Origin of the sequence: Dyadobacter diqingensis (genome assembly GCF_024220585.1) — a bacterium.
In the GTDB taxonomy this organism is placed as follows: domain Bacteria; phylum Bacteroidota; class Bacteroidia; order Cytophagales; family Spirosomataceae; genus Dyadobacter; species Dyadobacter diqingensis.
The window spans coordinates 1-13151 of sequence record NZ_JAMXKF010000017.1; the positions used below are offsets into that span (position 1 = coordinate 1).

General features: G+C 45.4%; 3 protein-coding genes. All 3 read right to left on the bottom strand.

Annotated elements, in window-relative coordinates:
* Positions 1–253: 253 nt before the first annotated feature.
* The 3 genes from M1L62_RS28695 to M1L62_RS28705 all read right to left on the bottom strand — a co-directional run bounded on the left by M1L62_RS28695 (position 254) and on the right by M1L62_RS28705 (position 13041).
* On the bottom strand, positions 254–8353 hold the full coding sequence (locus M1L62_RS28695; RefSeq protein WP_254563084.1) for a right-handed parallel beta-helix repeat-containing protein: 8100 nt from the start codon (positions 8351–8353) through the stop codon (positions 254–256).
* 995 nt (positions 8354–9348) lie between these two features.
* Positions 9349–10677, bottom strand: a complete 1329-nt coding sequence (gene xylA, locus M1L62_RS28700; protein ID WP_254563085.1) for a xylose isomerase — start codon at positions 10675–10677, stop codon at positions 9349–9351.
* Between the two features lie 246 nt (positions 10678–10923).
* Positions 10924–13041, bottom strand: a complete 2118-nt coding sequence (locus M1L62_RS28705; protein ID WP_254563086.1) for a peptidylprolyl isomerase — start codon at positions 13039–13041, stop codon at positions 10924–10926.
* Positions 13042–13151: the final 110 nt, after the last annotated feature.

Sequence of the window (13151 nt, forward strand, 5' to 3'; positions counted from 1 at the left end):
TCATTTATATTAGTACGCATTGTTCCGGGAACACTACGAGCAACTGATAATTTGCGGCGGTCAGAGACCGCGTGGCACACAGATGTAGTCTGGAGACTACGCCTAACGGCCCTGCGTTATTCATAGTTTTCAAACTACGAATTTTAATAATTTACCGTTTGTAACGGTATTCTGTTGTAAGACTTACCGGCAAAAAAAGACCGCCTCATTGTGATTTGAGACGGTCTTTTTTACTTTCCTGGTTCCTCAGCCGTTATTTTGAAATAACGATCTTGCTCACTGTGAAATTTCCATCCGCTTTTCGGATCTCGACCAGATACATGCCTTGCGATAGCGACCGGACATCAATGGTTTTATGTAGACCGGCCGACAAGGATGAATAAACGGTTCTTCCGTTCATGTCAATCATTTTGACTGCTGCTACTTTATTCCATTCTTTGATGTTGATCTGCAATAAGTCTGTGGCCGGGTTTGGATAAAACGATATGGATCCATCCCCTCCGAAGTTTAAGCTGACGATCCGGCTGTATGCGAAGGTTTCGTCCAGATCAATTATTTTTAGACGATACAGGTTTTCTCCGTTAACCGGATCCACATGGCTGAACGAGTACGATGAAAGTGATTTGCTCTCGCCTTTCGCTGCTACTGTGCCGATGTTTATCCAGTTTTTGCCATTGATACTATGCTCAATATCAAAATGGCTGCTGTTTGTTTCGGCGGTTGTTGACCAGCTTAGCAAGGTTGTCTGCTCATTTTTAGTAGCACTGAAAGCCGTCAATGTGACAGGAAGCGGATTCGAGGCACTACTGAAAGTCCACGGAGAAAATTCCGCGATATCAAAGGCGGATGTCGTGTAAAGTCCCGCCGATAAGCTGGCCGTCAGGACAACGCTTTTCTTTTCCCAAGCCGATCCGTTGTACCGATAGGCATATAGTGACGAAGGAATCTGGCCATTCAGGAAGTTGCTCAGAAAGCTGAAACTTGCTCCGGTTCTGCCAGCCGATACATTCGTTGGCGTGATAATCCACCTTGCATTGATGGAACCCGTGGATACCGAAGGCGAAATAGCGGTAGTAGCCGTAATTCTTTCAATACCCAGACTTCCCAGATCACCTCCCGCCGGCAGGTTTACGCCAAGGAAATTGATGGCACCGGCATTGACCGGTCTGGCCGCCATGATCGCTTTGCCAAGAATATAACTAGTCGTTTTTTCGGGTTTTGTACCCGTTACGATATCACTGGCATTGGTGGTAAAGAACACCGGGCCGTTTTCCGCATTCAGGATTCCGTTTTCAAATAACAGTTTTCCCTGAATAATAAACGGATAAGTAGGTCCACCCGAAGGTATAGCCCAATTACTTCCGATTTCGATAATGCCATCGATATCGGTGTTTAATACCGGAGCAGTGGTGTTACCATTTCTGTCAATCGCAAAACCGGTGTTCAGGATAACGTTCGGAGCTGTTGTGCCCGTAGTTCCCGTCACATTGACGGCATAGGGTGTAGCAGCGCCCAGTTTTATGGTTGAAGGGCCGGTAACAAGCTGCGCATCTTTTCCGGAAACCAGACTTCCCTGCGTGCTTGCTTCGTTGATAGCTGTGTTTCCGGCGAGCGTCACTTTCACGGTAGCGTTATTGGTGTTTAAAGTATTGTCCTTTACCAATATTCCCGTAGCCGTATTATTGATTGTGACACCATCCACCAGATACGCACTGGATTCTGCATTGGAGCCTGCATCGGGATAACCATCAAAATTGTTGGCAAAAATACCATTCAGCGCCGTGGTGACGGTTCCGCCTTTGATGGTCACTTTGTTCGATGGGTTATTCCATAACTGGTAGGCATTGGTCACACTGGCAAGACCGTTGATAATGTTGTTTTCTACCATTACACCGACATTTCCCTGTAAGGAACTGATCATAATTCCATCGTGACGGGTCGTTCCTGCATAAGCGGTTATGGTATTTCCCTTGATGGTCAGGTCGGACGCGTTGGAATAGGCCAGGTTATGGAAAATCCCTCTGCGACTTGCTTCAATCGTGTTTGCCTCAAAAGTACGTGAATTCCCCGGATCGGCTTTTTCAAAATTACCGGTTTGGATACCTACGCGGACTCTCGTCATGACGTTGTTGGTAATGCTGGTATAAGCATTGTTGTAAATCAAAACCCCAATACCATAAACTGATGGCATCAGGTTATCAAACTTGTTTTGATCAACCAAATTACCACTGGTAGCCGCACCGCTGTTGGAATCATTGTAAAAGTCAACACCGGCATAATTGAGATTGGTGATGATGTTGTTTTTAACCAGCGTGTTGCTGACACCGTCATAGGCAGAAATGGCTTCGGCTGTATTGACATCCGCACCATTGATATCGACACCACCGGCAAGGCCTGCATTATCTCCGTCGATCCTGAAACCGTCGATTTCTACTCCGCTCAAAGCACCCTGAAGAAGGAATATGGAACCGTCCGAAGTATTGTTTACGGCGGGAACCACGATGGTTTCCGCAACACGGCTTCCACTGTTTGGGTTAACTCCATAGTTGGCTCCGTAAATTTTCAAAGCCTTGTTGACAACAACATTTTCGGCATAAGTTCCAGCCTTTACGTTTTCTGTCCAGCCGGCAGAGGCCGCATCAACACCCCTCTGGATTTTAGGCGTCAGCGTTGCAGGTGTAAAACTGATCGGGGTTACAAATGTATTGGCAGCTTTTACGGTTACAAAACCGAGGACACCATCGTCAATTTTGTGCGTTATTTTGTCTTCAACATTGTACAGAGAAGCCAATGTCATCACTGCAGGTGATTGTAATCCTGCCCCGGCATCGAAGTTGTTACCCGTAGCATCCAGGTTGACTGCCCATGGTGCCATGGTTGTGGCGGGCGCAGGGGTGGCGCCTGTTTGTGCATCCAGATAAATAAATGTGCCGAGACCAGCTGCGAAATTATTCTCATTACCTGCGCCACCGAGCGTAAATGTGCCAAATACAGGACTGTCGTTATCGTGATTATAAAATGCCAATCCCGTTCCACCCGTTGTGCCCGAGCCATTAAAGGTATTTTTAATAAGCGTCATACCAAGTACCGGCGCATAGAAACCACTTGAAGAACTCAGTTCTTTCGTATTCACCGTGATGTGACGGAAAATGGTTGAGTTCGCCAGCGGGGTCATGGTGTTGTTATCAATGGTCACATTCTGATAGTTTTCCAGGCTGATACCCCACTGATGTGCCGTAAACGTATTGTTGTTTACAAATACCGGCTTGTTGTTGGTATTGTTTTTCAGACGCAGCATCGCAGCGCCGACAGGATTTGCAGCAATGCCGTTAAAGGTATTGTTGCTGACCGTCAATGTGCCGGCCGAGCCGTTCATTTCAGGGAGTTCCACACCACCGCCGTTGAAATTATTGTTACTGATCGTTACCGGCCCGTTGCTTGCAAAACGCACGATGATATCGTGGTTGATGGTTTGCAGTATATTACCAGTAAAAGTACCGGCTGCTTCATCGGCCGCGATACCAGAGCGGAACGCATTGGCGCCTTCATTGGTAACGGTGTTGCCTGTAAACGTGATATTGTTTACGCCACCAGTTGCCACACGATAATTAGTAGGGCCGCCGTAATTAACACTCACTGCGTTCCTGTCACCATAATTGCCGGCTACGGGAACATTGTAAGCATTGATCAGGTTGTCTTTGACCGTAATCTGGTCAATGGCTGCGCCGGTTGCCAAAACTGCACTTTTCAGTTTGGCCAGGTCGACTTTGATATTCAGGTTTTCAATGGTAACCGCGTCGGCCGATATATCAAATATTGTCAGCTTTCCTGCTGGTGTTCCTGTGAAATTAATTACGGGCTGTGTAGCTGTTGCGCTTTTAATTACAACCGATTTGTTGACAACAACCTGCTCATTAAACGTTCCGGCTCCAACTTTAATCGTATGTCCGTTTGCGGTGTTGTTATCAGCAACCGCAGTCTGGATGGAACAGAAAGTTTCAGCAGTATTGGTGTTAACCACGACGCCAACGATATCGGTGTAAAAAACATCTCTAACGACCGCGCCACCATTGGCATCTACTTCAATACCACAGGAGTAGGGAGCATTGCCGCGTCCGAAGAAGTTATCGGCTGCATCGTCCTGATTTCCGTCGGTGGTTGAGTTTGCAGTATAAGGCATGTGGCCTGCCTGGCGCTGAATAGCGACTTCATTTCCTGTCAGTGTATTATTGAGGACTTTATGGTTGGTACCTTCCACGACGATCCCAAAACCTTCACTGGTTCCCGGTTGTGTAAATCCGGTAATCGTGTTGGTGGTGATCACGACGCCCGTTGGTACATCCACATTTCCGTTGGCTGTAATCACACCACGACGAAATACGGCGATACCCGCGAGGTCTCTGACATCTCCTCCGCTACCGACAAGGTTAACCGTATTGCCTTTGACAATGATAGAACCGTCCAGCGTTTCATCCGTACTTCCCGTACCGTTAGGGTTTTTAATCTCAATCCCGAAACGACCTGTGACCTGGATATTGTTATTCTGGATCAGGTTGGGGCCTGCGCCGGAAGTTAACCCAACCACACCGATACCGTTGTCTTTGGCATTGATCGTATTCCCTTTAATCAAAACGCCTGAGGCAGTACCATCCTGCAATTCGATACCACAGCAGTTATTGTTGGAAATTGTGGAGTTGGTTATCGAAATGTTTTTCTTGAAACCATTCCAGATCACAATACCGCGCGCGCCGGGACTGTTGTTTTCTGCCGTCACAAGGTCGATTGTAACATTTTCGATAGGCCCGTTGGCATAAATTCCTGATGCCGTCGGGTTATCTTTACTGGTTACATTTTTAATTGTCAGATCGTTGTTGCCACCGTTGGCATAAATTCCTGCGTTGCTATTTCCGCTGGCACCGGTAAAGTTCCGGATGGTCAGGTTTTGAATGCTCACTTTGGTTTTACCGCTTTCAATGAAAATTCCTGAACCTGTACCGGCTAGACCAGTACCTTCCAGGATGGTACCCGCCTGCGATTCGCCCGTCAGTTTCACCTCTTTCGAAACGGTCACACGTTCGTTGTAAACCCCGTTTCCAATAAAAATTTCATGGGTATTAAGCGTTTCATTATCGTTGATAGCCTCCTGGATAGTCGGGAAGGTTTCAGATGTCGCCAGGTTTTTAACGGAATATTCACACGCTGCCGTGGTTTGAAATCCGATAGCACCAAGGTCGTTGTCTGTTCCGTTAATCAGCTTAGGACTGGATGAAATCGCTCCGGTCGCCAGAATGGCACCGTCAAACCAGTTACAGGAAGCGTCGGCTGTTCCGGATGCTTCGTTGGCGATATCCGATGTAAGCGAGTTGACAAAGCTGTTGCTGTTTATTTTGGCAGGAGAATTGGCATTGGTACTTCCCACCGATTTACGAATGACCACGGCTTTGTTTACCGCATCAAATTTGTTGTTAAGAATCTGCACAGGTAAAGCGCCCGTGTTGAAATCGGGTGGCGTGTTTCCTGTATACAATCCCCCAAGCCAGGCTATCCCTTCTGAATAGTTGCTGATCTCGTTGTCTTTGTATACCACGTTTTTAGCTGCGCCTGATCTGGAAGTTACCCAGAACGCGGTCTGACGGTTGAGCGTGGCAGTATTTCCAGGCGTATCGTTGGTGAATTTGTTCCCGCTGATCTCGATGGAAGCATTCTCATTATGCCCGTTTTCCCATATTCCTTTAATCACCGCTGGTGTAGAACTGGGTGCGCCTACCACGGTAAACTGGTTATTTATGATTTTTAGACCGTCGTATGCCGTGCCGCCGCTCGTTGCCGACTGGATGGCATAGGTCGTAGCATATTTCGCACCAGCGTCATCACTTATCCCTGTTCCGTTTATAAAGAACTGGTTTTGGCTGATTTCGATATTCTTTCCGTAATTATAGTGAATACCGATATTCTGAAAGTTGTCAGCAGCTGCTGCGGTCGCATTCAGATCCGCGGGGATGTGAAACTGATTCCCGGAAATTTTCAGGTTATCATTGACATCAACAGGTCCTCCGTTATGATCGGCGATAATAGAAACGTCAAACCCTTTTAAGATCAGGTTACTGATCGTCCAGTTTTTGTAGCTGCTGTTTGCCTTGCTATTCAGGAATAAAAAAGTTTCCAGGGAAGTGGCCGGCAAATCGCCCGGTCCCTGTATCGTTGCCGATCCTGATGATGTGATTGTGACACCATTAACAGCCAGGGGAGGTGTTATCGAGTAGTTATCGCCCGAGCCGGTTATGGTCCCTACACCGTCAGAGGCTTTTGCATTTGTACCTTTGGCCCATTCTGCCTGTGCTTCGGCCGTTGTCCAGTCGAATGTTCCCGAGAGACTGACCGTCTGGTTTTCTTGCACGCAGCCGATGGCATTGGCAAGGATGCGGTAATCATTATTGGCTGCCGATAAAGCACCCAAAACCGGAGAAACGTTTAGTGTACCTGCCGTTGGAATAAAGCTGATTGCCGTCGGGGCTGGTACCGGAATGTTAACAAGCCATGGTGCCGTGGTCAGATCTGCAATTTTATCTCCCGCGAAAGAGGCGAAAAACGCGGGCGGGGTACCACCGAACTGAACGGGTACTTGTGTAAGATAACCGGGTTCGCCGGCGGCTCCGGAATTGGTTGCTGCTGCGTTGTTGCCAAAAGTGTTGCAGGTCAGGTCGGCGTTGGTATAAATGCTTGTCGCTCCTGAACCGTGGGCGTAAATATCCGTGTACCAATTACCACTGAAACTGTTATTTTTCACTTTCAGATTATTCGCAGTAATACCGGTTCCGAAGGCATAATTGAAAATAATCCCGTGGGTCAGGTTATCACGGATGATGTTATTGGTGATGATGCCGTTGCTGATATCAACACCGAGAGAAAGACCGGTGCGGTTTTTTTCCAGGACACTGTTCATAAGTTTAAAACCCTGTTGGTTATAAACGTAAATGGCACTGCGTTGATTTTGAACGGTGATGTCGTTCAGGCTCACATTCGAGGCGTTGACACTGATTCCGGAATCGCGTAATCCCGCCTGCCACACATCCACCGAGTTTCCATAGTCACGGGTGATGGTCAGGTTTTCGATTTTTGCATCGGCGGTGTTGACGGCAATAACCGCACTCTGAATGCCGAAATCATAAGTTCCGCGGATGATGGTCAGGCTGCGGGAGTTTCCTTTGACGGTCAGTTTTTTGTTCAGGATCACATTGTCGCTGTACACACCATTTGGTAGTGTAACGGTCGCGTCGGTATTGGAAGCACTGATGGCGTCCTGAATTGAAGGGAAATAGTTAAAAGCGGTATGTCCGGCAATCGTCGTGTTGTTCGAACTTACGTAGTTAACCGTCGCCGGCCTTGTGTTTGCGCTCGAAGCATAAATAAAACCAGCTTGAATGGCAGCTGTATTGGTTCCTGAAATCTGGTTGGGGTAAGTCGCTCCGGGAACAGCGTTGTTGTTGGTCAGTACGGCGCTTCCGGGATTAGTATCGTGATCCGGAACATTGAAGCCGCCATTGGTCAGACCGTTGAAAATAGTAGGGACGGGTGTTCCAAACCAGTTGTTCCGAAGGATTATTTTGGTCCCTGAGGCGGTATTGTCGTTTTCCAAGCCACCGGCAAGGTTACCGGTAATATTGTTTCCGGATAAATACATTTCGACAGGCGACAGATTATTGTCCGTTAGAATGAGTCCGTAAGATCTGTTGTTGACCAGCTCATTGTCGATCAGATAAATTTTGGACAGGGGCGTTGCCGCAGCAGAATTTGGAAAAATAATACCTGTCCGGTTATCGTCAAAACGGTTTCGTTTCAGGACAATATCCGTGGAACCCGGTTCCAGATAAATGGCTGTGCGGTTTTTAAAGAACAGGCAGTTTTCAATTAACACATTGGTTGCGCCGGGAGCAGTAGCCACCGATATACTTGGATAACCCGGCCCCAATGGCAAAACCCGTTGGATTTTGAGGTTCCAGAGTTCGGTATTGGATTGTAAAGATATTGCGGACGTCTGTGCGGTTATGACAGTGTTGTCCGACGGAGTACCGATAATTTTAACCCCGCTTTTCACGGTGATGGAGGTAGCCAGATAAGTACCGGCATCCAGCAGAATCCGGTCACCGGCGGAGGCTTCCTGCATGGCCTTGGTCAGTGTTGCAAAGGGTGTGGATGGATCGGATCCCGGGTTGGCATCATTACCGATGGTAGTCGTAAAAACACTGTTCGTGTTTGAATTGTCGTTGACATAAATGATCTTTTGGGCTGTCGCTGCTTTAATGGAAAACATGACAACAGCCAGAAACAGCAGGCGGGGTCGTAATTGTTTCATAAAAGTGATACCATTAAGTTGAGAGAAATGAGTACGTGGAATTATCTTAACCGTTTAGAACGGGCACAAGAAGTCCTGAACCAAAAAAGAAGTGAAACTTTTCTTGGCAGGCATTGGCACAAAGCATCACTGAACAGAAATTAATTTTCTGTTTTGACGTTCATGCGGTCAATATGTAGCTGGCAGATCTACGTCGGCGCGCAACACAGAATTGGTTTCTGCAATTGGTACCAATGAAGCAGGGATAGAACGAGGTCGTAAGTCCGGTTTACTTGATTCAGCATAAAGTGTGAAACAGGGGCATGGCGTGCGTGCAGGACTGAGTCACCGGATAAAAAGGTTTTAGGCGAAAAAATTACCATAACGAGAACAAATGGGTTGATATAAATTCATCAAAGGTGCTGGAATCAGCCTCTTTCTTCCCGGCATCGATCAGTAGAAAACACTGATTGATTGTTGCATGAAAATGCGTTAATCATGACGGAAAGGTTATTAACCCGTTGAGTAGCATCGAAAACCTGGCAGTAGAGTCACTGACCTGAAAAAATATTCCCGTAACGTTGTAGTGAGGCCTGGTTATTGTAAAATAACGGTGCCGGAAGAAGTATCATGGGTGTTGAGTAACCAGGGAGCTGGCAGAAAATCCTGCCGTTGTATCTGTAACCGCGAACAATTACAAATACTTGTATTGCGTGAAGTAAATAGAATATGTTAAATCATAGGCGCGGGTTAGGTTAATTAATTCAGCTCAGATGTAACACAACCGCGGCACGTTAATGTCGGGTTAGTTACTTACGCAATTAAGTATTTGTTTTTATTTGTTATAGAAAATTTTCTATAAATCATACAATAAACTTATTTAACGGTAAATGTTTGATTGTCAACAAAAGTGACAAGTTGAAATGTATCTTTTTTGGGGTATGTAAACGATGAAAGCCGCTGAAATGAATCCAGCGGCTTTCGTCGTTAATTATAAATTTCGAACCGGATTATCCTTATATAAAACGATTGATAAGGTTTTCAAGATATTCTTGTCTTCCTGAAATGGTAGCTGGTTCGCCTTTGGCTGCTGCCAGTTCAAAAAGATCTGTTAAAGCAAGTTTACCTGTTTCGAATTCGGCACCTTTACCGGAATCAAAGCTTGCATAACGGTCTGTACGGATTTTGTCATATTCTCCGTTTTGGATAATTTTATCAGCAATCACAAGCGCTCTTGCTACTACGTCGATACCACCGATGTGTGCATGGAAAACGTCTGCAACGTCAGTTGAGTTACGACGACGTTTTGCATCAAAGTTGATACCACCGCCCTGCAATCCGCCTGATTGCAAAATCACAAGCAATGCTTTTGTCCACTCAGCGATATCGTTCGGGAACTGATCTGTATCCCATCCGTTTTGGTAATCTCCACGGTTGGCATCGATAGAACCCAAAATACCTGCATCGGCTGCAACCTGCAATTCATGCTCGAATGTGTGGCCGGCCAAAGTAGCGTGGTTCACTTCAAGGTTCAAAGAGAAATCTGCAAGCAGGTCATGCTGACGAAGGAAACCAATTACGGTTGCTGCATCGTAGTCATACTGGTGTTTTGTTGGCTCGCAAGGTTTTGGTTCGATGAAGAATTTACCTTTGAAACCATTGGCGCGTGCATATGCCACAGACATTTTAAGGATCTGTGCGAAGTGCTCCTGCTCACGTTTCATATCCGTGTTCAGAAGTGTCATATAACCTTCACGACCTCCCCAGAATACATAATTTTCGCCACCCAAAGCGATTGTTGCATCCAAAGCAATTTTGATCTGCGCTGCTGCATGAGAAACTACATCAAAATCAGGGTTGGTTGAGGCACCATTCATGTAACGGTGGTGGCTGAACAAATTGGCAGTTCCCCAAAGTAATTTAACACCTGAATCTTTTTGCTTTTGCGCAAGATATTGTGTCAAAGTCTGAAGGCGTTTTTCATTGCTGCGAACGTCGTCGGTATAATCCACCACGTCAACATCGTGAAAACAGTAATAAGGCAATCCAAGTTTTGTAATCAATTCAAATGCTGCATCGGCTTTGTCTTTTGCGCGGTCAACAGCGTCTGCTTTTTTATCCCATGGGTAAAACAATGTCTGTCCTCCGAAAGGATCACCACCATTTCCACAGAAGGTGTGCCAGTAAGCAATAGCAAAACGAAGATGTTCCTTCATGCTTTTGCCGGCGATGATACGATTTTCGTCATACCAGCGATATGCTAACGGATTTGTTGATTCAGGCCCTTCGTACGCGATTTTCCCGATTCCTTTAAAATACTCCTCTTCTCCAAGTAGTATGCTCATTGTGGTTATTGTTAATGGTTTTTTTGAATAATAAGGTTTAGGCAAATGGTGTTGCAGATTACAAAAAGCAAAGCATTTATAGTCTGTTTCATACTTTTTCCGACCTCCTTCTTTATTAAGTGTACTATTGACAATTTTTACTGCAATACTATCATTTTTTTTTGAAAAAATTGATTGGGTACAAAAAAAAGGAGAGCGAAAATTAATTCGCCCCCCTTTTAGAGTATTCTAACCGGCTTTTTCTTATCAGAAGAATTTAGCGCGACGGTCAACAATTTTGGCATTTTCACGAATTGCTTCGTTTACCAGGTATGATGAACGGCTTTCCAAAGACTGGGTAAGCTGTGTTTTGTTCTGTGTGAAATCTGCAATTTTAGGAGCATCCGTCTTGTTGATCAGCTCCATGATGAACACACCGTTTTCGCCAGTGAATACACCTGTTTTCTGACCAGCTTTCAAACCGAATACTTTTCCAAGCGCGATCGGATCAAAACCTGCACTTGTCAGGAATCCTGTTGCCAGGGAAATATCATTAGCTGTTTCGATCAAAGCACCTGCACCGTATTTTTTAGCAATGCTTTCAAGGTCACCTGTTGCACCTTTAAGTTTCGCAGTAATTTGCTCAGCTTTCAGTTCGTTGCGAACTTTTGTAGTCAATTCGTCACGGAAATCATCCACTTTCACGTTATCCTGATCTGATTTTCCAGTCAGAACCGCTACGATATACTGTTCTTCGGTTTCGAAAACCTGAGAAACTCCACCGATTTTTGAATCGTCTTTAAATGCCCAGCGAACAATTTCACGGCCATTTTGAATGGCATTGATGTTGGTAGCGCTTTCAGGGATACGGTTTGCAGTAGCAACCACAAGTGCCTTATCCTTTTTCACAGCCTCGTTAAACTGCTCTTTGGTTTTTACCGAGTTAGCAAATTCGTCAGCCTTGCGGTAAGCTTCGTCACGTGTTGCCTGGCTTGGAGCAATCGTTTTTCCGATCGCAGCGATACGGTAAAGCGTGTTGTTTTTAGTTGCCGTTACTTTAATGATGTGGAAACCAAACTGGCTTTCTACCAATCTTGGGATAAGTCCCGTAGCGCTTGCAGAGAAAACAGCTTCCTCAAATGGCTTAACCATTGCACCGTTGTTCTGGAAATAACCCAAATCACCACCGCGTTGTGCTGAACCCGGATCTGCACTTGATGTTGCAGCCAAAGCCTCAAAGTTAGCACCTGCACGGATCTGAGAAAGGATGCCTTCTGCACGAACACGTGCTGCCGCCTTAGCCGAATCCGACTGGTTTTCCGCTCTGATCAAAATGTGGCTTGCTTTTGCAGAAGAAACCGTGTCAGTACGTGTACCATCATATTTGTAGATGAAGTAAGTATTTCCTTCGCGGTATGGTCCGTAAACACCACCCGGAACGAATGTCTTAACAGCTTCTTTCAATTGGTCAGACATGTTGGCCAGCGACATATTCATTGGCAAAGGAATATCTGAGTTCATTTTTGCGTAAGAAGAATCGCTCTGAGCTGTTGCCAGTCCGCGTGCCAATTCTTTAATCTCGTTGTAAAGCGCAGTACTGTCATCCTTTGCAGGCTGAACTGCGAAGCTTACATATTCGATCGAACGTGTATCAGTTCCTTTGTACTCTGAACGGTGAGCACTCAAATAGCTTTCCAGCTGAGAATCCGTTACTTTAATTGTAGTATCTACAATAGAGAAGTAAGGAACATATAAATAACGTGTTGTTGCTTTTGTGTTTTGAGCCACATATTCTTTTTCAGCCTGCGCCTTAGGAATGTAAGTAGACAATTTCAAAAGGTTTTCGTATTTGCTGCGGATACGCTCTTCACGAAGACTTGTTTCGAAATTAGCCCATGATTTTTGTTGCTCAACAGGTAATGTCTTTAAGTTTTTCAGATAGTTAATCACTGCGTTTTTGTCAAAACGACCTGATGTTGGATCAGAAAAAGCCTGAAGAATAGAAGGACTGATGTGGTTTCCCTGAACCATGTCAACCAATTCTTCGTCAGTAACAGATAGTCCAAGTTTGTCAAATTGCTTCTTGTAAGCAATGTCAACGATGAACTGGTTCCATGCCTGGTCGCGTAATGACGCAAGTTCATTTTCATTCAAACTACGGCCTGACTGAGCCTCATAATTCTGACGAAATCCATCTACCCGACTCTGAAAGTCCTTGATATTGATTTCTTTACCAGCAATCTCTCCAACCACCTGGTTGCTGTTTCCTCCTAAAATAGAGTTAGGTCCCAAAAGGTCACCACCCACCATAAATAAGATCAAACTGATTGCAATTACTGTGACAGCAACTCCGGATTTCTCTCTGATTTTGTTAATTAAAGCCATTTCTATTTTTGAATTAGACCCGCAAAATAAAATCTTTTCTGCGTGGAATGCAAGGGGGATTTATAATTGACAATTGATATTTACAAACGAATCACTGAATTTTTTGTCAC

Bases quoted from the DNA above. Each gene is read 5' to 3' on its own strand.
- xylA (WP_254563085.1), bottom strand. From the start codon at position 10,677: ATGAGCATACTACTTGGAGAAGAGGAGTATTTTAAAGGAATCGGGAAA.
- M1L62_RS28695 (WP_254563084.1), bottom strand. From the start codon at position 8,353: ATGAAACAATTACGACCCCGCCTGCTGTTTCTGGCTGTTGTCATGTTT.
- M1L62_RS28705 (WP_254563086.1), bottom strand. From the start codon at position 13,041: ATGGCTTTAATTAACAAAATCAGAGAGAAATCCGGAGTTGCTGTCACA.